Raw genomic sequence first — 22,993 nt, 5'->3', positions numbered from 1 at the left:
ATTGCGTGAGCGAGGCCCCGGCCAGCAACCACTCCCACCCGGCGAGCAGTCACTACATACGGTCTAAGCGCAACAAGACGCGCTGGCAGCGGCATCCAGTTCTCCCGGGAAGTGTTGAGTAAGGCAAGCCTTACTAAGGCAGGCAGACCTAACCTACTTCCCCAGCTCCACGCAGTGTCAACCGCCCCACCGTCTGTCACCACAGTGGTCATCGGCACACTCGTTCAGGCCAGGTTCAGTACGGCGGGCGCAGGGTGAGCGGTGACAACCCCGACGGAAGGATCGCTCATCATGTTCGGCTGGATGGCGAAGGGTGCGGTGGTGACGACGATGGCTGTCGTGGCGAGCTTGTTGCCGGCGGCGGACACGTCCGCACAGGTCGAGTGGGGATGCCGGCTGCCGGTGTTCGGTCCGGGCAGCCAGTACCACCCCCGGATCAGGCCGGAGGACTTCAGCCCGAACGTGACGAATGCCTGGTTCCCGCTCGAGGTGGGGCGGACGCTGGTCTCCACCGGTGTCAAGGACGGCCAGAAGGCGTTGAACCTGGTCGTCACGACATCGCGGACCAGGATGGTCGACGGCGTCCGGACCCGCGTCGTCGAGGACCGCCTGTACCTGAACAACGTGCTGCAAGAACGCACCAGCGACTACTACGCCCAGGACCGCTGCGGCAACGTCTGGTACTTCGGCGAGGACACCGCCGAGCTCGACAACCGCGGCCGGGTCGTCAGCCGGGAGGGCTCGTTCCATGCCGGCGCGAACGGCGCACAGCCGGGTGTGTTCATGCAGGCGCATCCACAACTCGGCCGGAAGTTCCGCCAGGAGTGGTCCCCGGGGCACGCCGAGGACGTGTTCTGGGTCATCGGCCGCAACGCATCCGTCACGGTTCCGTTCGGCAGCTTCCGGCACGCGCTGCGGACCGCCGAGACCACCGCCCTCGAGCCGGATGTGCTGGACAACAAGTACTACGTCAGGGGCATCGGCCAGGTGGCTGAGCTGTCCATGAAGGGACCGCGGGAATCCCTGCGGCTGGTGGAGATCATTTCCTAAGCGCCGTACGGCGTCCTGGTGAGGATGAAGGTGGCGAGGTTGAGGTGGGTGATGGTGTCGCCGTCGCGGACCACGTGGAGCTTCTCGCCGGCGAAATACCCGTCGCGACCGCGGTACAGGTCGGGCCCGAGTGGCGAGAAGCGGGAGGTCAGGGCGCCGGAGAGTTGGAGGATGCCGGCGGTCACGCTCATCGTCACCGGGGTGTTCCCCCAGTACCAATGCCCCAGCAGCTCTTCACCTTGCGACAGCTCCGGCTCCGGGATCCATTCCGCCGGCAGCACGGGCTCGTACGACGCGACGATGCGCAGGAGATCCAGGGGCACCGAGGCGCAACGCCCGAACGTGCCGTTCCCGAGGGTGACAGCGCCGATCCGGCGGACCCGGTCCACGAACAGCCCGGCCATGAATCCGGGCATCGACCCGGTATGACCGATGAACAGGTTCGGGTCGTCCGCATGCAGCCGAAGACCCAGCCCGTACGACGCGGCGAGGCCTTCGCGAGGATCCGAAGCGGCAGGCGACGCCATCTCCTCGATGGTGTCGCGGCTGAGCACCTCGTACCCCGGGTCGATCCAGAACTCCGCATACCGGGCGAGGTCCTCGATCGTGCTCCACAGCTGACCCGCCGGGGCCATCGCGCCCGCGTCGTGAGCGGGCTCCTCCGAGAGCCGCCCGATGAAGGGATGCACCGAAAATCCCTGGGCAGCAGGCGCCACCGGGAGGTACGAAGTACGGCGCATCTCCAGCGGGCTCAGGATCCGCTCGGTGACCAGTTCCATCCACGACGCACCGCGCAGCCGGGAGGCGATCTCGCCGAGCAGCGCGTAGCCGAGGTTCGAGTAGTGGTAGCGGCGATCGGGCCGGCCCGCCGCCTGGGACTCGTCCATCGTCGCGGTCAGCGTGTCGAACGAGACGCCCGGGTTGCGCTCCCACCAGTCGCCCTCGGGTTCGGCGTTCATGCCGCCCGAGTGCGAGAGCAGGTGCCGCAGGGTGAGATCGCCGAACGCGATCCCGGGCAGATGCTTGCCCACGGCATCGTTCAGCGCGAGCAGCCCGTCGTCGCGGCACTGCATGATCAGGACCGCGGTCAGCGTCTTCGTGATCGACCCGATCCGATACTGCACGTCCGACCCCGGCTCGAGCCCACCGGCATCGGCGAACCGCCCGCGCGACCCGGTCCAGACCAACTCGCCGTCCCGGACCACCCCGGCGCTGATCGACGGCAACTTCCACTCACTCTGGGCCGCTGCCACCTCGGCGTACAGGGTGGCAGCGGTGTCAGGGCGCAGGGTCACTCAAAGGCCTCCGGGGAAGGGCAGGAGCAGATCAGGTTGCGGTCGCCGTACGCGCCGTCGATGCGGCGGACCGGCGGCCAGTACTTCGTGGTCCGGTCGACGGACTGCGGGAACGCCGCCTCCTCGCGGGTGTAGGCGTGCTCCCACTTGTCGTTGATCACCGAGGACGCGGTGTGCGGCGCGTTCACCAGCGGGTTGTCGCCGGCCGGCCACTCCCCCGCCGCGACCCGGTCGATCTCGTGCTTGATCGCGATCATCGCGTCGCAGAAACGATCCAGCTCGCCCAGGTCCTCAGATTCCGTCGGCTCGACCATCAGCGTGCCGGGCACCGGGAACGACATCGTCGGCGCGTGGAACCCGTAGTCGATCAGCCGCTTCGCGACGTCGTCGACGGTGACTCCGGTCTCCTTCGTCATCGGCCGCAGGTCGAGGATGCACTCGTGCGCGACCAGCCCGTTCTCGCCCGTGTAGAGCACCGGGAACGCGTTCTCGAGCCGCTTCGCCACGTAGTTCGCGGTCAGGACCGCGGCCTTGGTGGCCGAGGTCAGACCCTCGGCGCCCATCATCCGGATGTACGCCCAGGAGATGGCCAGTACGCCGGCCGAGCCGAACGGCGCGGCGGAGATCGGACCGACACCCGAGTCCGGACCGGCCTGGTCCAGCAACGGGTGGTTCGGCAGGTACGGCGCGAGGTGTTCCGCGACCGCGACCGGGCCGACGCCCGGGCCACCGCCACCGTGCGGGATGCAGAACGTCTTGTGCAGGTTCAGGTGGCTCACGTCGCCGCCGAACTCACCCGGCTTCGCGAGCCCGAGCAGGGCGTTCAGGTTCGCGCCGTCGACGTACACCTGGCCGCCGTTGTCGTGGACGATCCGGCAGACCTCGGTCACGCTCTCCTCGTACACGCCGTGCGTGGACGGGTAGGTGATCATGATCGCCGCGAGCTTGTCGGCGTGCTCCGCCGCCTTCGCCCGCAGGTCCTCCAGGTCGATCGTGCCGTCGTCGTTGCCCTTGACCACGACCACCTTCATGCCGGCCATCACCGCGGACGCGGCGTTGGTGCCGTGCGCGCTGGCGGGGATCAGGCAGACGTTGCGGTCCTCGTTGCCCTGGTCCCGGTGGTAGCCGCGGATCGCGAGCAGACCGGCGAGCTCGCCCTGCGACCCCGCGTTCGGCTGGATCGATACCTTCGCGTAGCCGGTCACCTCGGCCAGCCAGCGCTCCAGCTGACCGATCAGCTTCACGTACCCGGCGGCGTCCTCGATCGGCGCGAACGGGTGCAGGTCGGCGAACTCGGGCCAGGTGACCGCTGCCATCTCGGTGGTCGCGTTCAGCTTCATCGTGCAGGACCCGAGCGGGATCATCCCGCGATCCAGTGCGTAGTCCTTGTCGGACAGTTTGCGCAGGTACCGCAGCATCGCCGTCTCGGACCGGTGCGTGTTGAACACCGGGTGCGTCAGGTACTCCGTGGTCCGGGCCACCTCGGCGGACAGACCGGCGCCGCTCAGCGACCCGTCGTACCGGACGCCGAAGGCGCGGCAGACGCGGCCGAGTGCGGTGGCGTCGGTCTTCTCGTCGCAGGAGATGCCGACGTGGTCCGCGTCCACCAGACGCAGCCAGATGCCGGTCTGGCGAGCCGCGTCGACGACGTCCGCCGCGCGACCGGGGACCCGGGCGAGCACCGTGTCGAAGAACTGCTCGTGCACGATCTCGACCCCGCCCGCGCGCAACGACGCGGCGAGGCTGTCGGCGTGCTTGTGCACACGCTGCGCGATCGCCTCCAGCCCGTCCGGGCCGTGGTAGACCGCGTACATCGAGGCGACCACGGCGAGCAGGACCTGCGCGGTACAGATGTTCGAGGTCGCCTTCTCGCGACGGATGTGCTGCTCGCGCGTCTGCAGCGCCAGCCGGTACGCCGGGGCGCCGTCCGCGTCGACCGAGACGCCGACCAGGCGGCCGGGCAGGGAGCGCTCGAGGCCGGCGCGGACCGACATGAAGCCGGCGTGCGGACCGCCGTAGAACAGCGGCACGCCGAAGCGCTGGGACGAGCCGATCACGATGTCCGCCCCGGCCTCTCCCGGTGCCTCCAGCAACGTGAGCGCGAGGAGGTCGGACGCGACGGCGACCAGCGTCTCCCGCTCGTGCGCGGCGGCGACCAGCGGCTTCAGATCCCGTACGACGCCGCCGGAGCCCGGGTACTGCACCAGGAAGCCGAAGAAGTCACCCTCGGGCAGGCCGTCGGTGGTGTCGGCGACCACGACCTCGAGGCCGAGGGCCTCGGCCCGGGTCTGGACGACGGCGATCGTCTGCGCGAAGCAGTCGGCATCGACCAGGAAGCGGTTGCTCTTGCTCTTGCGGTTTGACCGGTGCGCCAGTGTCATCGCCTCGGCGGCGGCAGTGCCTTCGTCCAGCAGCGACGCGTTCGCGGTCGGCAGGCCGGTCAGATCGGACACCACGGTCTGGAAGTTCAGCAGCGCCTCGAGCCGGCCCTGCGAGATCTCCGGCTGGTACGGCGTGTAGGCCGTGTACCAGGCGGGGTTCTCCACCAGCCGGCGGACGATCACCGACGGGGTGAAGGTGCCGTAGTACCCCTGGCCGATCATCGAGGTGGCGACGTTGTTGCGCGCGGCGAGCTGCCTCAGCTCGGTCAGCGCGTCCACCTCGGAGGCAGGTGCCGGCAGCCGGAGCGCCTCGGTCGAGCGGATCGACGCGGGCACGGCGGCATCCACCAGCGCGTCGACGTCGGCGTACCCGAGGGTCTGGACCATCCGCGCGATCTCGTCCTGGCGCGGACCGATGTGCCGGTCGGAGAACGCGGCCGAGATCTTCGGGGATTCATGCACAGTCATCTGAGAGGCTCCGTTGCTGACTATTGCCGGTGGCCTCCCCCTCTGTCACGCATGCACGCTCCAGAGTCGCCTGTGGCACCCGGTCCATGGGCCTGAGAGGTTCCGGGGAGGAATTGCCCCTTCGGCGCCCAGCCGCCGTGCCCGCGAAGGACGCGATCTGCTGGGACTCTCCCGAGTGCTGTGTACGGCGTGTCCGAGGTTACCAGGAAGCCGCGAAAAGTTCGGGCACTCCCCGATCCGCTTCTCCACCTCTAGCGCTGCCGCTGGGTCTGTGTGGATCTGCTCGTACCACCTGACCGCTCCGCGCGGTGACAGGGCAGCGACGTTCGAGTAGCTGCCGTGCGCGCCGAGCGGCATCATGCTCGCCAGGAAATGCCCGGATACGAAGATCGACAACCCCGACTCTCTCGCTCGATCGAACCACTCCCGGTCAGCACCCGCCGTCTTCAACCCGACCAGCGTCGGTACTGCGCGCGCCAGGTCGGCGAGTTGCCCGGGTCTGACCTGCGTCTTCGCGTGTGGTGGGTTGTAGAGCACGAGCGGTACGTCCCCGGCTGTGGCAGCCACCCTTGTCAGGAACGCCAGGGCTTCCCGGTCGTTGAGCGGCAACCAGTCCGGCAGGATCACCTGGATCGCGGAGGGCCGAGCGCGGCGGATCGTCGTACCCGGTCGAGCGAAAGCTGGGCGGACGGGTGACTGGCGCCCAGCTGGAACTGCAGGTCAGCGCGGGTGCAGGCGGTCGCCAGGAGTTCGTTGATCCGGTCGAACTCGTCCTCGGTGAGGGTCTGGAACTCCCCCGCGGTGCCGTGGGCGTAGGGCCCGTGCAGGCCGGACGCGATCAGGACGTCGACCTGGTCCTGCAGTCTGGTGAAGTCGATGCTGTCGTCCGCGTCGAGGGGCAGCAACAAAGACGCCCACACACCGCGGAGGGATTCCCGGGTGAGTGGGCGCACTGAGTTGGCAGGTCGGAGAGGTCGTCAGCCGGTCATGCGAGCGCGACGGCGGGCGGCGAGCTCGTCGCCCGCGTGACCGTCGGAGTCGTCGGCGTGCGCGTCGAGCCGCTCGGTCGGCAGTTCCGCCAGCGATCCCTCGACCTCGCGCCAGACACCGCCGAGGGCGATGCCGAAGACACCCTGGCCGCCGGCCAGCAGGTCGATCACCTCGTCGGGCGAGGTGCACATGTAGACCGAGGCGCCGTCGCTCATCAGCGTGATCTGGGTCAGGTCATCGATTCCACGCTTGCTCAGGTGGGCGATCGCGCTGCGGATCTGCTGCAGCGAGATGCCGGCGTCGAGCAGCCGCTTGATCACTTTCAGCAACAGCACGTCGCGGAAGCCGTATAACCGCTGGGTGCCGGAGCCGGTGGCCGGGCGCACGGACGGCGAAACCAGTCCGGTGCGGGCCCAGTAGTCGAGCTGACGGTAGGTGATGCCGGCCGCGGCACACGCGGTCGGGCCGCGGAAACCGACGTCGTCGGGCATCGGCGACAGGTCGTCGTCGAAGAGCAGACCCTGGACGCCGGCACTGGCTGCCGCCTCGGCGTGTGCTTCGGACGTCGACTGCGCCGTCAGATCAGTGTCGCCGGTGCGTGTCACGCCTGAGCCTCCCTGGGTACCGACTGGAACGGATCACATCCGTGGAGTTACAACACCCCACAACTCCTTCAAGGTAAGCCGCCGACCAGACCCGGTCAACGACAACCGCCGCGAGCCGGACGCGTGTCGCGCCCTCAACTCGAATCGTTACCTGTCCGCCCTTGTACCAGCCACGTCCAACCTCAGCTCTTGTCGAAGTCCTCGGGGGTGACGTGGTCGAGGAATTCGCGGAAGCGTTCTACTTCTTCCTCTTCGACTACCTCGTCGTCGTCGTCGGTCTCGCTCTCCGGGACCGGGATGCCGGCCTCGGCCAGGATCTCCTCGGTGCAGAAGACCGGAGTACCGGTGCGCAGCGCGAGCGCGATCGAGTCCGACGGGCGCGCGGAGATCTCGGTCTTGTCGTCGAAGACCAGGATCGCCTCGAAGACGCCGTCGGTCAGGTTCACGATCCGGACCTGGCTGAGGGTGTGGCCGAGCACCCGAATCGTCTCGGCGAACAGATCGTGGGTCAGCGGGCGGGGTGGTTCCATGCCCTGCTGGGCGAAGGCGATCGCACTCGCCTCGGCCGCACCGATCCAGATCGGCAGGTACCGCTCGCCGCCGACCTCCCGGAGCAGCACGATCGGCTGACTCGAGGGCATCTCAACCCGGACTCCGACCACGTCGACTTCGCGCACACCTTCAGCCTACTCTGCGGGCCAGCCCGGGGCTGGCCGCCCGGCCCGGTCCCCGCCACTACCCGTCGAGGGCACCCGCCCGCGTACCCCGGAGCACGCGCCGACGCGGCCCGGAGTACAGGCGCTGCGCACCCCCGGAGAACGGGGTACAGGAGTACGGATCAGCGGGTGAGGCGGGAGCGGACCAGGGCGGCGTGCAGACGGACGGCCAGCGCGGCGAGCTCCAGGGTCCTGTCGTCGCGGCGCGGCTGGACCACCTGCTCGATCAGGCCCACCTCCCGATCCGCGGCGGCCCGGAACGGCCGCAGGTGCCGCGGTTCCACCCCGTACTGCGCGAACTCGGCGGCCGCCTTCGCGATCAGGATCGCGTCGCCGTCGTAGTGGTTGCTCCGGGCCACCACCAGGTTGTGACTCTCCAGCTGCTCGAGCAGTTCGGCGCTGATGTCCGCCGCCGCGCGCAACTCCTCGCGGGTCAGCTTCAGCTCGGTGCCGTAGGTGGAGAAGTCCTCGGCGTCCGGCAGCCCGGCCGGCTGCGGCAGGTGCTCGGGCGCCGCGGGCCGACCGCCCGGGGTGGGTGGACGGAGGCCGCGATCCATCGCGCCCAGGTGATCCTTGATCACCTTCAACGGCAGGTACTGGTCGCGCTGTGCGGTCAGGACGTAGCGCAGCCGCTCGAGGTCGGCGGCGCTGAACTTGCGATAGCCGGACGCGGTCCGCGCCGGCGTCACCAGTCCCTCCGCCTCCAGGAAGCGGATCTTGGAGATGGTGACGTCGGCGAACTCGGTCTGCAGCAGTTGCAGCACCTCACCGATGCTCCACCCACCGACCGATGAGCCACCGATCGGTGCGTCGCCGACCGTTGCGTCAGGCTTGGCCACTGGCGTAGTAGACCAGACGGTACTTGCCGATCTGGACCTCGTCGCCGCTCGACAGCTGGAGCTCGTCGATCCGGTCCCGGTTCACGTACGTGCCGTTCAGGCTGCCGACGTCGCGGACCTTCACGCCGGCCCCGTCGCGGCGGAACTCCGCGTGCCGGCGCGACACCGTCACGTCGTCCAGGAAGATGTCGCTGTCGGGGTGGCGGCCCGCGGTGACCACGTCGACGTCCAGCAGGAACCGGCTGCCCGCGTTCGGGCCGCGCTGGACGATCAGCAGCGCGGAGCCGGCCGGCAGTGCGCCGACGGCGGCCTCGTCCTCGTCGGACAGCTGCACGCCGGAGTCGAAGCGCTCGGTCTCGGGCTCGATGCTGATCGGGGTGAGCATCGCGGTGTCGGTCACGCCGGGTGCGGTCACCGGACGGTCCGCGCCAGGGAGCATCGTTCCGCACTGCGAGCAGAACTTGCTGCCCTCGGAGTTCTCGTGCCCGCACTGGTTGCAGAACGGCATGCTGTGATCCTCCCGATCGCCGGCGGTCCGGCGACGTTCTCAGTTGACCCCGTGATGACAGTGTGACTGGCCCGGACAAAAGCCCGGACCTCAACCCTCGACCAGCGGTTGAGGTCCGACAAAACCTATCAGTCCTGGCCCGTCAGTTCTGCTCCAGCTGGCCCTGGTAGGTGTCGGCATCCATCAGCGCCGCCACCTCCTCGTCGTCCTCGACCTGGATGTCGAGCAGCCAGCCCTCGCCGTACGGGTCGGTGTTGACCAGGTCCGGCTGGTCGGCCAGGGCCTCGTTGACGGCGGTGACGGTGCCGTTCACGGGGGCGAACAGGTCGCTCACGCTCTTGGTGGATTCCAGCTCGCCACACGAGTCACCGGCCCGCACCGCGGCCCCGACCTCGGGCAGCTGCACGTACACGATGTCGCCGAGCGCGTCCTGCGCGAAGTCGGTGATGCCGACCCGCACTGGGCCTTCGCCGGCCTTCACCCACTCGTGCTCGGCCGTGTACTTCAGGTCTTCGGGGTACACCTCGGTCCTCTTTCGCTCAAGGGATACTGCTGGCTACTTCGTCGGGCTGGGCGCCGGGCGAGCGTAGCGATGCTCGTCGGGCGCGTGCAAGGCGGTGATCTGCACCGACGGCAGCTCGACCACCTCGGCCGTTCCGCCGATCTGCGGGCCGGTCACCTCACTGACCAGACCGCCGGGGAAGTTGGCCGCCTCGGCCAGGTTGTGGGACTCCCCGATCGCCTCGATCACGTACGGCGAACCGACCTTCTCGCCGTCCACCTTCACCCCGGGGGCATCGTCGATCAGGTCGGTGCTCGCGACCACCCGGACGGCGCCGTTGATCTGGATCGCCTCGGCGCCCGCGTCCCGCAGCTCCTCGATCGCGTCGAGCAGGTTGCTCGAGGTCATCTTGCCGTCCGGGTCGTTCAGGGTGATCCGCACGCCCGGGCCCTGGGCGGGCAGCGTGCCGGCCAGGATGCCGAGCACCCGGACCTGCTGCTCGGCCTGTTCGCGGGCGGTCTGCGCCTTGTCCGCGCTGGAGCTCAGGGTGTTCTTGCGGGCCTCGAGCTCGGTGATCTCGCTCTCCAGCCGGCGGGTGTTCTGGCCCAGGCCGTCCAGGATCGCGATCAGGTCCTCGCGGCGGGCGTTCTGGTAGCCGTCGTCGGCCCGGTTCACCCGGACCTGGACGACCGCCACACAGGCCACCAGCGCGAGCACGACGGCGACGATCGCCTGCCCCCGGGACGGCTTGAACCCGGACTTCAGCCGCCGCAACGCCAGGTTCGGCGTCCGTGGCCGCGGCATCGGCGTAGGAGCCGCCGGATGATCCGGTACTTCGCCCGGCTGCCCCGTCTGGGCTGCCTCTACCGCCCGAGTGGTGTCTCCCGCGTGCTGGGGCTTGTGCGCTTCCGGAGGCTCCGACGCGACCGGTTCCGGCTGCCACTGCTTCTCCTCCGCAGGCTCAGGCTTGTCCTGCGCGGCCGACCTCACGGTCTCCTCCGCCCGGGCTCCCGCTCCGGTGCGCGCGCTGTCTCCCGCGTGGCGCGGCTTGCCTTCCGCGGGCAGCGAACCTGGCTGTACTGCGGACCCCTGCGCAGGCTCGGGCTTCGGCTGCGGATCCGTCGGTTGATCGTCGTCCGCGCTCGCGGCGTCTCCCGATGCGCCCTCGAACGGCTCAGCCTTCGGGTCCTCGGGCGCCTTCTGCTCAGCCTCCGCGGGGTCAACCTGCGCCGGATCGACCTCCGCCTGATCGACCTCCGCCTGATCGGGCGTCGGCGGGTCGGGCTTCGGGGGTTCCGGGGGCGGAATCGGGTCGTCGGTGCTCATGTCAGGCCCTGAAGATGTGGCGCCGGATGGCCGCCATGTTGGTGAAGATCCGGATACCCAGGACGACGACCACACCGGTGGACAGCTGGGAACCGACGCCCAGCTGGTCGCCCAGGTAGACGATCAGCGCCGCGATCAGCACGTTCGACACGAACGAGACGACGAACACCTTGTCGTCGAAGATCCCGTCCAGGAACGCCCGGAGCGCACCGAAGACCGCGTCGAGCGCCGCCACCACCGCGATCGGCAGGTACGGCTGGGCCCATTCCGGCACATCGGGAGCGACGAGCAGGCCGACGACCACGCCGATCACCAGCCCGAGTACGGCGATCATCTCGGCCCACCCACCTTCGCGTACCGCAGCGCGATGGTCGCATCGGCTGGCACCAGCAAGGAATCCTCCGTCGTGATCGTCATCCGGACACCGAAGTTGCTGACCAGGTACTGCACCCACTGGCCGCCCGAGCTCTGCGCGAACCGGGCCGGCATCGTGGCCGTCTCCCCGATCGCGAGCACTGTGTACGGCGGGGTCAGCGAACTGTAGTCGACAGTGATGGCACTACCCGCGCCGCGGATGGCCGTCAGCGAGGTGAGCCGGTGCCCGTTCACCGAGATCGCCTCGGCGCCGGCCGTCCACAGACCGTTGACCAATTGCTGCAGATCGACGTCGAGCAGCCGGCCCTCCTTGTCGGAGGAGTCCTTCGCGTCGTCGATCACGGCTTTCAGCCCTGGGCCGGTCGCCGCCACGGCACCTGTGTGCAGTTCGAGGTCGTCGAGCTTCTGCTGCAGCGCCGCGCCCTCGCTGGTGTTGCTCAGCCCGCCGGCCTGCAGACCCCGTACTTCGTCGGCCAGCCTGACCTGCTGTCCGCGTAGGTCGTTCAGCCGAGTGTCGGCCTGGCCGATCCGGGTGATCAGTTCCTTGCGCTGCTTCTCGGCCTCGGGGGCGCTGCGGAAGTTCTGCGACGCGGCCATGGTCAGCAGGAAGCCCAGCACGGCCAGCGCGACCACCAGCAGGATCCGATGGCGCGATCTGTTCGGCTTGCCCCCTTGGGACGGCCGCGACCTGGCCGCGACGGCGTAGCCCTCGTCCAGGGGGTGGGCCATCAGGTTGTTGAGCAGCGACATGGACGCGTCGACGCGGCGCTGCCCCGGTGGGGACTGAGTCACGATCTACCCGGCCGGCCCACTGATCGGTTTCACCGTCTGGATGAGGTGGCGCAGTTGCACGTAGTACAGGGCACCGGCCCAGTAGTACAGAGCGGTGCCCCAGATCGCGAACGCCCAGCCGAACACCCGGGCCAGCGTGTTCAGGGTGCTGTCGCCGTCGCCCAGCAGGAGCAGCGGGAATGCGTACAGCAGGCAGAAGGTCGCCGACTTGCCGAGGAAGTGCACCGGTAGCGCGTTGAAGCCGCGGCGGTGCAGGGCCGGCAGGGTGAAGGTGAGCAGCAGGTCCCGCAGCGGCAGCGCGATCGCCAGCCACCACGGGATGATGTCGCGCAACGCGAGGCCGAGCACCGTCGCGAAGATGTAGAGCCGGTCCGCGACCGGGTCGAGCATCTGGCCGAGCCGGGTGGTCTGGTTCATCCGGCGGGCGATCTGGCCGTCGGCCCAGTCGGTGAACCCGGAGATCGCCAGCACCAGCAGGGCCCAGCCGTCCTCCTCCGGGCCGAGGATCAGCCACAGGAAGAGCGGCACACCCAGCAGCCGGATGAAGCTGAGTGCGTTCGGGATCGTCAGTACCCGGTCGGACACTTCCAAGTCCGGCACGCGACCCTCCCCCTGCTTCGAATCGGGCACGGCGAATCGTGCCCCTGTCCCGGTCGTTACTCTACTTGGGCCCGCCACCAGGTTTCGCCCCGGCCACTCCAGGCCTCTACCTCATTAGGCCTGGCTTGTCCCTGACTAGGTGAACGCACTCCGAACACCCGGGCTACGGACGCTGCGCACCAGTGATTCGAAGGTGACCCGATCGAGATCTTGCAGCGCGGCCGCCCACCGGTACGACGTACAGACCCCTGAGCCGTTCGTTGATGACATCGGCAACCACTTGGCGTGCGCTCGTGGAGGGCTCGCGCGGGCCTGGTGGGGATCTATGGTGGGCGGAAGGTCGCTGAGGGGAGTCCGCGGGTGAAGTTCCTGATCTTGATCTATGGGAATCCGGAATCCAGGGAAGTCTGGAACGGGATGTCCGAGGAGCAGCAGAAGGAAGCCATGGTGGGGTACGCCGGGCTGAGCGAGGCGCTGACCGCCAGCGGCGAGCTGATCGTGTCGCACTCGTTGGACGACCCATCGGGGACGAAGCAGGTGCTGGTCCGGGACGGGAACGTGATGACCACCGACGGCCCGTTCGCCGAGGTGAAGGAGCAACTGGCCGGCTTCTACCTGGTCGAGTGCGACAGCATGGAACGCGCGATCGAGATCGTCCCGCAGATCCCCGAGACCGAGTTCAGCCTGGTCGAGGTCCGCCCGATCCGAGACCTCAGCCACCTCACCTGATGCCACCTCCCGACCAGCCTTCCCCAATCCGGCCTCCCGCCGGCCCGGTGGTGGAGCAGCAGGCAGTGGAGCAGCTGTTGCGGGAGTTGGCGCCGCAGATCCTCGGTCCGTTGGTACGCCGGTACGGCGGGTTCGACACGTGCGAGGACGCCGTCCAGGAGGCGCTGCTGGCGGCGTCGCAGCAATGGCCGGTGGACGGGCTGCCGGACAATCCCCGGAGCTGGCTGATCACCGTCGCGTCGCGGCGGCGGATCGAGATGCTCCGCAACGAGGCGGCCCGGCAACGCCGCGAGGAGACCGTTGCCTCGCTCGAGGCGGCCGAGCCCGCGCCGGTTGCTCAGGCGGACGACACGTTGACTCTGTTGTTCCTGTGCTGCCACCCGTCCCTCACTCCCCCGTCGCAGGTGGCGCTCACCCTGCGCGCCGTCGGCGGTCTCACCACCGGCGAGATCGCACGCGCCTTCCTCGTACCGGAGTCGACGATCGGCCAGCGGATCAGCCGGGCCAAGTCCAAGATCAAGGCGAGCGGCGCGGAGTTCCGCCTGCCGCCGCCGGAGGAGCTATCCGATCGGCTGGCCGCGGTCCTGCACGTGCTCTACCTGATCTTCAACGAGGGCTACACCGCCAGCTCCGGCGAATCCCTGCACCGTGTCGAGCTGAGCGCGGAGGCGACCCGCCTGACCCGGCAGCTCCGTGACCGCCTGCCCTCCGAAGGCGAGGTCGCGGGTCTGCTCGCCCTGATGCTGCTGACCGACGCCCGCCGCCCGGCCCGTACTTCGCCCAGCGGCGCGCTCGTCCCGCTCCCTGAGCAGGACCGGACCCTCTGGGACTCCCAAGCCGTTGCCGAGGGCACCGATCTCGTCACGGAGACGCTGCGCACGGCCCCGGTCGGCCCGTACCAGCTGCAGGCCGCGATCGCCGCAGTACACGATGAGGCCGCCAAGGCCGAGGACACCGACTGGCGCCAGATCCTCGTCCTCTACGAGTTGCTCGAGACGATGGCGCCCGGCCCGATGGTGACGCTGAACCGCATCGTCGCCGTCGCGATGGTCCACGGCCCCCAAGCCGGCCTTGACCGCCTGGACTCAGCAGCCGCCGAACCAGCCCTGAAGGACCATCACCGGGTCGCCGCCGTCCGGGCGCACCTCCTGGAACTGGCTGGAGACGTCGACGCCGCACGCGAGGCCTACCGCCAGGCTGCCGCGCTGACCCTCAGCCTCCCTGAACAGCGCTACCTCGAAACCCGCGCCGCCACCCTCTGAGCCTGGTGCCCCTCAGACTCGACGCGCCTTCTCGGAAGGGCGGGCCCAGGTCAGGTCGGCGACGATCGTGAGGGCCAGGGTGCCGTCGGCGGAGGCCCAGGGGCGGACGACCTCTTCGATGGCGGAGTCGAAGGCGGCCGACTCCTTGGAGGACATGTGCTCGCGGGCCAGTGCCGCGGTCGAGTGGAACTGCTCGACGTAGTCGGCGACCGGCTGACGGAACGGCACCGCAGTACTGGTCGCCGATCCCGTCACCTCGAGGAGACCTTGCTCTCGGAGGCTGTCGACGACGCGGAAGGTCGGGTCGTAGCCCGGGCTTCTCGAGTGGCGTTTGAGCACGGTGACCAGGTCCTCGCGCCACGGTACGTCGCGCGGTCCGTGCGTGATCACGGCAAGCTGCGCGTTCGGGGTCATCACCTCGGCCAGCCGGGCGATCGTCTCCTCGCCGCGCATCCAGTGCAGACTCGCGCCGGCGGTTACCAGGGCATACGGACCTTGGAGCTCGGCCGTCTCCACCGCGTCGACGTACCAGTGCAGTTCGGCTGATCACCACCCGGCCGCCGTCTGCCCGCGTCGACCATCGCCGCCGAGATGTCGACGGCATCCACCCGCTCGACTCTCGCGGCGAGCGGTCTGGCGATCGCACCTTCGCCCGCTCCGATGTCGAGTACTACGCGTGGCTCGTCGACGATCAGCTCCTCCAGCCGATCGAACACGTCCTCCGGGTACGGCGACCGATACCGGTACGCCGCCGCGACGCCCTCGTGCCGGAACGTGGCCCCCAGCCCAGGCTGATCCATGCCCTGACCTCGCCCTCTCTGATCAGAAAACTGACCACACCGTCTCTCGCGTGATCAGAAAACTAGACAGCCCGGCGGGTCACGGCCAGGTCTGGGCGCGTTCGGTGAAGAGGTCCGGGTCGCTGTGGAGGGGGATGACGCAGAGCAGGTGGCCGCCCGGCGCCCGCAACGTGTGGCAGCCCTGCCAGCTCGACACCTCGACCGCGCCGAGCCTCTCCAGCCGGGCGACCTCCGCGGCGACATCATCCGTCTCGATGTCGAGGTGATAGCGCGGCGTGTCATCCACCGCCTGCACCGCCAGCACGTACCCCGGCAACGCATCCTGCAACGTGATGTACTGCGGCTCCCCCGGCGGACTCTCGGCCCCCACCCCCAGCGCCGCCGACCAGAACTCAGCCGTCTCCGCCGCCTCGTCCTTCGGCGTATCGATCAAGAACGTACTCACTCGACTCCGATGCATCCCCCGAATCTAGACACCCCCAAGCACCCCCACCACCCGTTCCCTACCCGCCCGGTCGGCTTGAGGAGCCAGCGGGAAATCGAGTTGTCCGGCTTCAGGCCGACGGTGAGTATGAGGCGGTGAGCGGGTACGCGCGGCGGGACCGGTGGAGTGGCTGGAGTTCGTCCGCCAGGAGTGCCCACTGACCGAGGTCACCTTCGCGCGCTCGTGGTTCAGCGGAAGTCTCGGGAGGTGGTTTTGGCGGCCAGGGGGAGGCGTTCGAGTTTGTCGGCGACGAGGTTGGTGACGCCGGAGGAGCGTTCCAGGCGGCCGCGGATGATCATGGCGCTGGACTCGCGGGCGATGCGGCGGTAGCGGTTCCAGACGCCGGACGAGCAGATGACGTTGATCATGCCGGTCTCGTCTTCGAGGTTGAGGAAGGTGACGCCGGCCGCGGTCGCGGGGCGCTGGCGGTGCGTCACGACTCCCCCGACCAGGACGCGGGTGCCGTCCTCGGCGGTGGACAACTGGTTCGCGCGGAGGATGCCGCGCTCGGCCAAGGCGGCCCGGACGTGCCGGATCGGGTGGTCGTCCGGCGAGATTCCGGTTGCCCACAGGTCGGCCATCGTCGTCTCCATCCCGGTCATCCCCGGCAGCATCGGCGGCGGCCCCGAACTGCTCACGCCAGACAGGTGCCCCGGCCGCTCCTCGGCAGCGCGACCCGCGTTCCACAGCGCTTGCCGCCGGGACAACCCGAACGAGTCGAAGGCCCCCGCTGTCGCCAGAGCCTCCACCTGTACTGCGGTCAGTCCCGTCCGGCGGACCAGGTCGGACATGTCCGCGTACGGGCCGTTCTTCTCCCGCTCCTCCACGATGGTGGTCGCCGCGGGCAGCCCGACCGACTTCACCCCGGCCAGCCCCAGCCGCACCACCAACCGCCCGTCCCGCCGATGCAGATCCGAGTCGAACGGCTGCTCCGGATCGAACTCCCCCACCGGCGGCTGCTCCACCCGCAAACACCCATCGTTGCCAGTAGCAACCACCTGGCCGCCGACCTCCAGACCTCCGGCATCCGCGACAGGATCTGCCGGTTCGAGGGTGGCGTGGATGCCGGAGGTCTGGAGGTCGGGGCGGTGGACCTGGACGCCGTGGCGGCGGGCGTCGGCTACCAGTGACTGCGGGGAGTAGAAGCCCATCGGCTGGGCTCGGAGGAGGGCTGCGAGGAAGGCGGCCGGGTAGTGCAGGCGGAGCCAGGTGCTGGCGTAGACGAGCAGGGCGAAGCTGATCGAGTGGGACTCGGCGAAACCGAAGTTCGCGAACGCCTCGATCTTCTCGTAGATCAGGTCCGCCGTGTCGCCGGTGATCCCGTTCGCCGCCATCCCGTCGTACAGCTTGGTCTTCAGGGACGAGATCTTCTCGACGCCGCGTTTGGAGCCCATCGCGCGGCGGAGCAGGTCCGCGTCCTCGCCGGTACAGCCGCCGACCTTCATCGCGATCTGCATCAACTGCTCCTGGAACAACGGCACGCCCAGGGTCCGCTTCAGCACCGGCTCCAGCGCGGGGTGCAGGTAGGTGACCGGCTCCTCCCCCAGCTTCCGGCGGATGAACGGATGCACCGCGCCACCCTGGATCGGCCCGGGCCGGATCAGCGCCACCTCGATCGCCAGGTCGTAGAAACTGCGCGGCCGCAACCGTGGCAGCGTGCCCATCTGGGCCCGGCTCTCCACCTGGAACACGCCGACCGAGTCAGCCTTGCCGAGCTGGTCGTAGACGCCCGGCTCCTCCTTCGGGATCGTGTCCAGGTTCCAGTCCTCACCGAGATGCTCGCGGACCAGGTCCATCGCGTACTGCAGCGCGGCGAGCATGCCGAGGCCGAGCAGGTCGAACTTCACCAGCCCCATCCAGGCGCAGTCGTCCTTGTCCCACTGCAGCACGGTCCGGTTCTCCATCCGGGCGTGCTCGATCGGCACCACGTGCCCGACCGGGATGTCGGTGAGCACCATGCCGCCCGAGTGGATGCCGAGGTGCCGCGGGAACTTCAGCAACTCCTCGGCCAGCTTCACCACCGGCGGCGGGATGTCATGGTCGGCGCTGCTGCGGACCGCGCCCCAGGCATCCACTTGCTTGGACCACGCGTCCTGCTGCCCGGTGCTGAACCCGAGCGCCTTGGCCATGTCCCGTACTGCGAGCTTCGGGCGGTAGGTGATCACGTTCGCCACCTGGGCGGCGTTGCGGCGGCCGTACTTGCTGTAGACCCACTGGATCACCTCCTCGCGGCGGTCGGAGTCGAAGTCCACGTCGATGTCGGGTTCCTCGTCCCGGGCCGCGGACAGGAACCGCTCGAACGGCAGGTCGTACTGCACCGGGTCGACCGCGGTGATCTCCAGCGCGTAGCAGACGACGGAGTTCGCCGCCGAGCCCCGGCCCTGATAGAGGATGCCCTTGCGCTTGGCGAACATGACGATGTCACGCACGATCAGGAAGTACCCGGGGAACTTGAGGTCCTTGATCACCTTCAGTTCCCGCTTGACCCTGGCCTCGGCCTCGGAACGCAACGCCGGCTTGTTCGCATAGCGCTTCTTCACCCCGTCGAGGCAGAGCTTCTCCAGCCAGGTCATCGGGGTGAACGAGGGCGGCACCTCCTGGTGGGGCAGGTTCGGCTTGGCCGCGCGCAGGCTGAACGCCAGCTGGTTCGCGAGTTCCACCGTGCGCGCGACAGCCCCGTCGTACCGGTGGAACCTGGCGAGCATCTCCTCGCCCGATCTGAGGTGGGCGGTGCCCGCGGGTGGCAGCCAGCCGTCCATCAGGTCCAGGCTGCGCCGGGCCCGTACAGCGGCGATCGCGGCGGCCAGCTTGTGCCGTCGGGGTTGCGCGTAGTGAACGTTGTTCGTGGCAACCACCGGGAGTCCTGCATCTGCCGCCAGCCGAGCCAGTACTGCGTTCCGGGTGGTGTCCGTCGGCAGGCCGTGATCGATCAGCTCGACGACAACCCGGTCCTTGCCGAACAACGCGGTCAACCGGCCGAGCTCCCGGGCGGCGTCGGCCGGGCCGGTCGCCTGACCACCGAGCTCGAGCGCCCGGCGTACCAGGCCTTTGCGGCAGCCGGTCATGATCAGCCAGCTGTCCTCGCCGATGGAGGCGAGCTCTTCGAGGTCGTAGACCGGGCGGCCCTTCTCCTGGCCGCGGAGTTGTGCCTCGGTGATCGCGCCCGCGAGCCGGTGGTATCCCTGTTGCCGCTCGGCCAGCACCAGCAGGTGACTGCCCTCGGGGTCGGCCATGCCGTTCTGGGGTTTGGTCAGCTCCAGCGAGAGCTCGGCGCCGAACACGGTGTGGAGGTCCTCGTACTCCTCCGCTGCCTCGGCCATCCGGACCACGCCGTAGAAGCCGTCGTGGTCGGTCAGCGCGAGCGCGTGCAACCCGAGGCGGACGGCCTCCTCCACCAGGTGTTCGGGCGCGGAGGCACCGTCGAGGAAGCTGTAGTACGAGTGGCAGTGCAGCTCGGCATACGGCACCACCGGCCCGTCCGGCCGCCGCGGTTTGTCGACCGGATCCGGATCGTACGGCGGCCGGTGCCGCGACCAGGCGGGTCCATCGCCCCCATCGGCCTCGAACAGTTCGTCGGCGAGCGCAGGCGGGCGGGATCGCCCCGACAACTTCCGCTCGAGCTCCGACCAGGGGATCGGCGGGTTGTCCCACCCCATCAGCCCCACCCTCGCTTAGTCAGCAGACCACGCCGCCCAGCAACCGACCGCCGGCCAGGGCGGTCGACCAACCGCAGCCGGCAGGAGGCCCGGTGGTGTGCCCTCAGGTGTGCGGGGTGTTCAGTCATAGCTGGCCTCGGCCCACCAGTGGGTGTTGCGGACGGCGAAGAGCCAGGCCCGGCCGTCGGCGCCGACCAGTTGGAAGCGGGCCAGGCGGTTCTCGGCCTCCTCGTCCCACCAGCGCTCCTCCACCGGCCAGGGACCGGCCCAGGCGGTGACCGGATGGAGCTTGTTGCTGTCGGCAACCTGTGGGGCGGGCTCGAAGCGGAAGGCGGCTGGCTCGCCGGACAGCACACCCCGGGCACTCACGGTGACCTGGCGGCCGTCCGCGGCGAGGACCATCGCAGGTTGGGGCGTCGGGTAGACCGTGCTGGGCGCGGGGGTCGGCCAGCGGTTCGCAGTACCGGAGATCACGCCGGGCCAGGGCATGTCCGGCGGGTTGGCCGGGACCGGGCGGTCGCCCCACGGGACCAGGGTCTGGCGCTCCAGGAACCCTCGGCCGCCGCCGATCACCACCGAGGCGACGCCGCCGTGGCCGAGCATGCTCTGCACCCGGGACAGGGCCCGGTGGATCCGCTCGTCGGGGCCACCTCCCCAGAGTCCGTCGACGTGGGCGCCGACCGGGTCGACCTGCTCCGGGATCAACCGGATCCGGACCACCGGCGACGTCAGCTCGCTGGTGGCTGTGCCGCTGCCCTGCAACTGCCAGCGGACCCGGTCCACCAGATCGGCCGGGCTGAACCAGCGTGGATGCAACCACTCCCGCTCGTGCACCCGGCCGGACTCGGTGCCGACCTCGACCCGCAGTGTGGTGCAGACCAGGCCCAGCGTGGTCAGCTGGCCGACCAGTTCGTCGGCGACCGCGCGGACCGCGAACGCGACCTGGTCGACCCGGTCCACCGGGGGCTCGAAGTCGAGCTTCCGGGCCAGCTCGGGTGGTGCCTTCCGGGCGACCACCGGGCGGTCGTCCTCCCCGCGGGCCAGCCGGTGCGCGAACGCGCCGTCCGGGCCGAACCGGGTCAGCACCTCGGTCGGCGGCAGCGCGGCGAAGGCGCCGAGCGAGCGGAGGCCGAGCCGCCGGAGCAGATCGGTGAGGGTTGGTTGCTCGAGTGCGTCGACCGTCAACGGCGCCAGGAACTCCGCCGAGCCGCCGCCGGGAATCACCGCCACCCGGGTGACGGCCGAGCTCGCCCGAGCGGCCTGCTCGGCGGCGAACGGCCCGTCGGCGATCCCGACCCGCCCGCCCGGTACGTCGAACGTCTCCAGCCGGTCGAGCAGCTTCTCCGCGGCCGCCGGCTCACTCCCGTAGAACCGGCTCGGCCCCCGCGCCTTCAGCGCACACATCCCCGGCCGGATCACCTGGATGCCCGGCGTGAGCGCCTCCAGACAGCCGATCACCGGATCGAAGGCGCGGGCGTCGATCACCGGGTCGTACTTCAGCACCACCAGCTCCGGGCAGCGCGACTGAGCATCCCGAGCCCGCAGACCGCGACGCACCCCCTCTGCCCGAGCAGCCGCCGAGCTGGCCAGCACCCGCCCCTTGGCCAGTACTGCGACCGGCGCGTCCGGGGGATGCCCAGCCGCCGTGGCTGCCGCGGTCACCGGCCAGTCGGGGATCCAGACCACCATCGTCCGGGTGAGACTCCCGCTCATCAGCCCACCGCCTCCCACTGCGCGGCCTCCTCGACCGGCTCCCCGGCGCCACCCGAATACACGGCAGCACCTGGTCGCGCGGAAGCACCCAGGCCCGAGCCGAACCACTCGGACTCACCAGACCGCGCGGTCTCGGCCGGCTCCACCGACCGGATCGCCCCGTCGACCGCGGGCAGCCAGAGTTGGTGCTGTTTCGGGCGGACCGCGGCGCCCCGGCCCGTCACCGCGACGGTCGCCCGCCGGCCGGTGAGCAACCCCTCGCCCGAGCCCAGACCGGTCCAGCTGTTGCCCTGCACTTCCAGCCGGGCCTCGCTACCCGGCCAGGAGCCGACCGCGATCAGCATCGCGCCACGCGTTCGCAGCCGGGCCGACAGCCGGGACGCCTCTCCCGGTGTCACCTCGCCCGGCGGCCGGACCACCACCACGGTCAGCGCGTCGACCAGCGCCGCGACCACACTGAGCCAGTCACGCTCCGGGTCGGGCACGAGCACCAGCCGCTCGAGATCGACCCCGAGACCCTGGGCCGCCTCCGCGCCGAACGAGGGCATCCCGACCACCCCGCACCACGCCCCCTCGGCGGACGGCCCGGCCATCATCGCCATCACCAGCGCCGTGGATCCGCGCACGGAGTACACCGAACCGCCACGCAGTACGGCACCGGACAAGAGGTCGGAGACGGCCGGCAGCGTGGGCAGCGCACGATCGACGCTCGCCGTGTCCAGCGCCTGCTGCACCCGCGTCTCGGTGGTGCGCGGCGCCGGCACGGTCCGCGCCACGAACGAAGCAGGACCCGAGCCTGGAACGAGGCCTGAACCTGAAGCTGAGGTCGAGGTCTCCTCCGCCTCGAGCTCGACCTCCCGGAGCCGGGCCGCCTTCTGCTCCTTGGCCCGGGCCAGCAACGTCCGTGCCTGATCCAGCGCAGTCACCCGACCGCGCCCAGCACCCCCCGCGCTCGCCCGGTCCCGCTCAGCCGGACGCGCGGGCAGCTCAGTCGCAGAAGTCCCCGTCACCCACCCATGTTCGAACACCTGTTCGACTCATGTCAATTCTTCCGGCCCGAACTAGGCCGACTTGATGATGAGCTCGTCGGTGACCCATTGTGCGACGCCCACGGGGTACGGCGTCGGCAGTCCGAGGACGATGTGCTGGAAGCCGGCGTCGATCGCTTCCCGGGTGATGCTGGGCTGATCGTAGGAGATCTGCAGGTGGATCGAGCGAGTGATCGAGGCGGGGTCGCGACCGATCTCGGCACAGTACCGATCCAGCAGGGCGCTGCGACTGATGACGTCTTCGATGTCGCCACCGGGGATGTTCCACGCGTCGGCGTGCTCGGCGACTACGCGCAGTACGGCGGCCGAGCGTCCGCCGATGAGGATCGGGGGGTGAGGGCGCTGGACGGGCTTGGGGTTGCCGAACGCTCCGGTGAGGTGGTGGAAGGTGCCATCGAAGTCGAACGGCTCAGTCTCGGTCCACAACCGCCGGATCACCGTGCACCCTTCGGCGAGGCTTCCCACGGCGTGAGCGGAGTCGTGGAAGGGCAGGCCGTGTGCTTCGTACTCGCGCCGGGCCAGCGGGTGGCTGGGTCGTGAGCCCGCGCCGATGCCGAAGTCGAGCCGTCCGCCGGAGACGATGTCGACGGTCGCGGCGATCTTGGCCAGCATCGCGGGCGGCCGGAAGCGGTTGCTGGTCACGAGTACGCCGAGGCGCAGCCGTTCGGTCTGTGCGGCAAGCGCGGAGAGCAGTGTCCAGCCCTCGTACGTCGGTCCGCCCGGGTCGCCGCCGATCGGCATGAGGTGATCGAACAGCCACGCATGCTCGATCTCCGGAATGGTGTCCGCCTCGCGCCAGACCCGCAGTACGTCGTGGTAGTCGACTTGCATCGGGGCGGTCATGATCCCGAAA

At 69.6% G+C, this 22,993-nt stretch carries 22 protein-coding genes, 1 pseudogene and 1 riboswitch; of the genes and pseudogenes, 3 read left to right on the top strand and 20 right to left on the bottom strand.

Annotated elements, in window-relative coordinates:
• The first annotated feature begins 261 nt into the window (after positions 1 to 261).
• Positions 262 to 1,050, top strand: a complete 789-nt coding sequence (locus ACFPJ1_RS41635; protein ID WP_380111931.1) for a hypothetical protein — start codon at positions 262 to 264, stop codon at positions 1,048 to 1,050.
• Here ACFPJ1_RS41635 and ACFPJ1_RS41630 read toward each other — a convergent pair.
• The 13 genes and pseudogenes from ACFPJ1_RS41630 to ACFPJ1_RS41570 form a co-directional block, all read right to left on the bottom strand.
• Positions 1,047 to 2,345: a serine hydrolase domain-containing protein gene (locus ACFPJ1_RS41630; RefSeq protein WP_380111930.1), complete on the bottom strand. Its 1,299-nt coding sequence runs from the start codon at positions 2,343 to 2,345 to the stop codon at positions 1,047 to 1,049. The two genes, ACFPJ1_RS41635 and ACFPJ1_RS41630, sit on opposite strands and share 4 nt — an antisense overlap.
• Positions 2,342 to 5,194, bottom strand: coding sequence for an aminomethyl-transferring glycine dehydrogenase (gcvP, locus tag ACFPJ1_RS41625; protein ID WP_380111929.1), 2,853 nt, complete (start codon positions 5,192 to 5,194; stop codon positions 2,342 to 2,344). The genes ACFPJ1_RS41630 and gcvP overlap by 4 nt, the downstream gene beginning before the upstream one ends.
• Positions 5,195 to 5,264: 70 nt before the next feature.
• Positions 5,265 to 5,378: riboswitch (glycine riboswitch) on the bottom strand.
• Between the two features lie 110 nt (positions 5,379 to 5,488).
• Positions 5,489 to 5,821 (bottom strand): annotated as a pseudogene (locus tag ACFPJ1_RS41620) (dihydrodipicolinate synthase family protein); the annotation flags it as partial.
• A complete protein-coding gene (locus tag ACFPJ1_RS41615) occupies positions 5,818 to 6,114 on the bottom strand; it encodes a dihydrodipicolinate synthase family protein (protein WP_380111928.1) in 297 nt (98 codons plus the stop codon). The pseudogene ACFPJ1_RS41620 and the gene ACFPJ1_RS41615, both read right to left, overlap by 4 nt.
• Before the next feature lie 57 nt (positions 6,115 to 6,171).
• Positions 6,172 to 6,789 carry a MerR family transcriptional regulator gene (locus ACFPJ1_RS41610; protein WP_380111927.1) on the bottom strand — a complete coding sequence of 206 codons (618 nt, stop codon included), beginning with the start codon at positions 6,787 to 6,789 and terminating at the stop codon, positions 6,172 to 6,174.
• A 182-nt stretch (positions 6,790 to 6,971) separates the two neighbouring features.
• Positions 6,972 to 7,466 carry a bifunctional nuclease family protein gene (locus tag ACFPJ1_RS41605; RefSeq protein ID WP_380111926.1) on the bottom strand — a complete coding sequence of 165 codons (495 nt, stop codon included), beginning with the start codon at positions 7,464 to 7,466 and terminating at the stop codon, positions 6,972 to 6,974.
• 161 nt (positions 7,467 to 7,627) lie between these two features.
• A complete protein-coding gene (gene ftsR / locus ACFPJ1_RS41600; protein WP_380111925.1) occupies positions 7,628 to 8,344 on the bottom strand; it encodes a transcriptional regulator FtsR in 717 nt (238 codons plus the stop codon).
• Positions 8,331 to 8,852: an FHA domain-containing protein gene (locus ACFPJ1_RS41595; RefSeq protein WP_380111924.1), complete on the bottom strand. Its 522-nt coding sequence runs from the start codon at positions 8,850 to 8,852 to the stop codon at positions 8,331 to 8,333. The genes ftsR and ACFPJ1_RS41595 overlap by 14 nt, the downstream gene beginning before the upstream one ends.
• 142 nt (positions 8,853 to 8,994) lie before the next feature.
• Positions 8,995 to 9,375 carry a glycine cleavage system protein GcvH gene (gene gcvH, locus ACFPJ1_RS41590; protein ID WP_132285271.1) on the bottom strand — a complete coding sequence of 127 codons (381 nt, stop codon included), beginning with the start codon at positions 9,373 to 9,375 and terminating at the stop codon, positions 8,995 to 8,997.
• Between the two features lie 33 nt (positions 9,376 to 9,408).
• Positions 9,409 to 10,680, bottom strand: coding sequence for a DUF881 domain-containing protein (locus tag ACFPJ1_RS41585; protein WP_380111922.1), 1,272 nt, complete (start codon positions 10,678 to 10,680; stop codon positions 9,409 to 9,411).
• Between the two features lies 1 nt (position 10,681).
• Positions 10,682 to 11,014 (bottom strand): small basic family protein, encoded by a 333-nt coding sequence (locus ACFPJ1_RS41580; RefSeq protein ID WP_132285273.1) that lies wholly within the window; start codon positions 11,012 to 11,014, stop codon positions 10,682 to 10,684.
• Positions 11,011 to 11,847, bottom strand: a complete 837-nt coding sequence (locus ACFPJ1_RS41575) for a DUF881 domain-containing protein (RefSeq protein WP_380111921.1) — start codon at positions 11,845 to 11,847, stop codon at positions 11,011 to 11,013. The genes ACFPJ1_RS41580 and ACFPJ1_RS41575 overlap by 4 nt, the downstream gene beginning before the upstream one ends.
• 3 nt (positions 11,848 to 11,850) lie before the next feature.
• The gene (locus ACFPJ1_RS41570) at positions 11,851 to 12,447 is read right to left on the bottom strand and encodes a CDP-alcohol phosphatidyltransferase family protein (RefSeq protein WP_380111920.1); all 597 of its coding nucleotides are present in this window, start codon (positions 12,445 to 12,447) and stop codon (positions 11,851 to 11,853) included.
• 360 nt (positions 12,448 to 12,807) lie between these two features.
• On the opposite strand from ACFPJ1_RS41570, the gene ACFPJ1_RS41565 reads away from it, so the two are divergent.
• Complete coding sequence (locus ACFPJ1_RS41565) at positions 12,808 to 13,176, top strand: YciI family protein (protein ID WP_380111919.1); 369 nt, start codon at positions 12,808 to 12,810, stop codon at positions 13,174 to 13,176.
• A gap of 65 nt (positions 13,177 to 13,241) precedes the next feature.
• Positions 13,242 to 14,438 (top strand): RNA polymerase sigma factor, encoded by a 1,197-nt coding sequence (locus tag ACFPJ1_RS41560; RefSeq protein ID WP_380111918.1) that lies wholly within the window; start codon positions 13,242 to 13,244, stop codon positions 14,436 to 14,438.
• Between the two features lie 12 nt (positions 14,439 to 14,450).
• On the opposite strand, the gene ACFPJ1_RS41555 is transcribed toward ACFPJ1_RS41560, so the two are convergent.
• The 7 genes from ACFPJ1_RS41555 to ACFPJ1_RS41525 all read right to left on the bottom strand — a co-directional run bounded on the left by ACFPJ1_RS41555 (position 14,451) and on the right by ACFPJ1_RS41525 (position 22,983).
• Positions 14,451 to 14,954, bottom strand: a complete 504-nt coding sequence (locus ACFPJ1_RS41555; RefSeq protein ID WP_380111917.1) for a hypothetical protein — start codon at positions 14,952 to 14,954, stop codon at positions 14,451 to 14,453.
• Positions 14,915 to 15,238: a methyltransferase domain-containing protein gene (locus ACFPJ1_RS41550; protein WP_380111916.1), complete on the bottom strand. Its 324-nt coding sequence runs from the start codon at positions 15,236 to 15,238 to the stop codon at positions 14,915 to 14,917. The genes ACFPJ1_RS41555 and ACFPJ1_RS41550 overlap by 40 nt, the downstream gene beginning before the upstream one ends.
• 79 nt (positions 15,239 to 15,317) lie before the next feature.
• Positions 15,318 to 15,683, bottom strand: a complete 366-nt coding sequence (locus ACFPJ1_RS41545) for a VOC family protein (protein WP_380111915.1) — start codon at positions 15,681 to 15,683, stop codon at positions 15,318 to 15,320.
• 227 nt (positions 15,684 to 15,910) lie between these two features.
• Positions 15,911 to 19,378, bottom strand: a complete 3,468-nt coding sequence (locus ACFPJ1_RS41540; protein WP_380111914.1) for an error-prone DNA polymerase — start codon at positions 19,376 to 19,378, stop codon at positions 15,911 to 15,913.
• A gap of 120 nt (positions 19,379 to 19,498) precedes the next feature.
• Positions 19,499 to 21,091, bottom strand: coding sequence for a DNA polymerase Y family protein (locus ACFPJ1_RS41535; RefSeq protein WP_380111913.1), 1,593 nt, complete (start codon positions 21,089 to 21,091; stop codon positions 19,499 to 19,501).
• Entirely contained in the window at positions 21,091 to 22,017 is a 927-nt protein-coding gene (locus ACFPJ1_RS41530; RefSeq protein ID WP_380111912.1) for a hypothetical protein, read from the bottom strand. The genes ACFPJ1_RS41535 and ACFPJ1_RS41530 overlap by 1 nt, the downstream gene beginning before the upstream one ends.
• A gap of 135 nt (positions 22,018 to 22,152) precedes the next feature.
• Positions 22,153 to 22,983 carry an LLM class flavin-dependent oxidoreductase gene (locus ACFPJ1_RS41525; protein ID WP_380111911.1) on the bottom strand — a complete coding sequence of 277 codons (831 nt, stop codon included), beginning with the start codon at positions 22,981 to 22,983 and terminating at the stop codon, positions 22,153 to 22,155.
• Between the last annotated feature and the right edge of the window lie 10 nt (positions 22,984 to 22,993).

Source organism: Kribbella qitaiheensis (assembly GCF_042657745.1).
Taxonomy (GTDB): domain Bacteria; phylum Actinomycetota; class Actinomycetes; order Propionibacteriales; family Kribbellaceae; genus Kribbella; species Kribbella qitaiheensis.
This window is presented reverse-complemented; position numbering and strand designations above follow the sequence as displayed.

Bases quoted from the DNA above. Each gene is read 5' to 3' on its own strand.
- ACFPJ1_RS41580 (WP_132285273.1), bottom strand. From the start codon at position 11,014: ATGATCGCCGTACTCGGGCTGGTGATCGGCGTGGTCGTCGGCCTGCTC.
- ACFPJ1_RS41535 (WP_380111913.1), bottom strand. From the start codon at position 21,091: ATGAGCGGGAGTCTCACCCGGACGATGGTGGTCTGGATCCCCGACTGG.
- ACFPJ1_RS41550 (WP_380111916.1), bottom strand. From the start codon at position 15,238: ATGGATCAGCCTGGGCTGGGGGCCACGTTCCGGCACGAGGGCGTCGCG.
- ACFPJ1_RS41540 (WP_380111914.1), bottom strand. From the start codon at position 19,378: ATGGGGTGGGACAACCCGCCGATCCCCTGGTCGGAGCTCGAGCGGAAG.
- ACFPJ1_RS41585 (WP_380111922.1), bottom strand. From the start codon at position 10,680: ATGAGCACCGACGACCCGATTCCGCCCCCGGAACCCCCGAAGCCCGAC.
- ACFPJ1_RS41525 (WP_380111911.1), bottom strand. From the start codon at position 22,983: ATGACCGCCCCGATGCAAGTCGACTACCACGACGTACTGCGGGTCTGG.
- ACFPJ1_RS41595 (WP_380111924.1), bottom strand. From the start codon at position 8,852: ATGCCGTTCTGCAACCAGTGCGGGCACGAGAACTCCGAGGGCAGCAAG.
- gcvP (WP_380111929.1), bottom strand. From the start codon at position 5,194: ATGACTGTGCATGAATCCCCGAAGATCTCGGCCGCGTTCTCCGACCGG.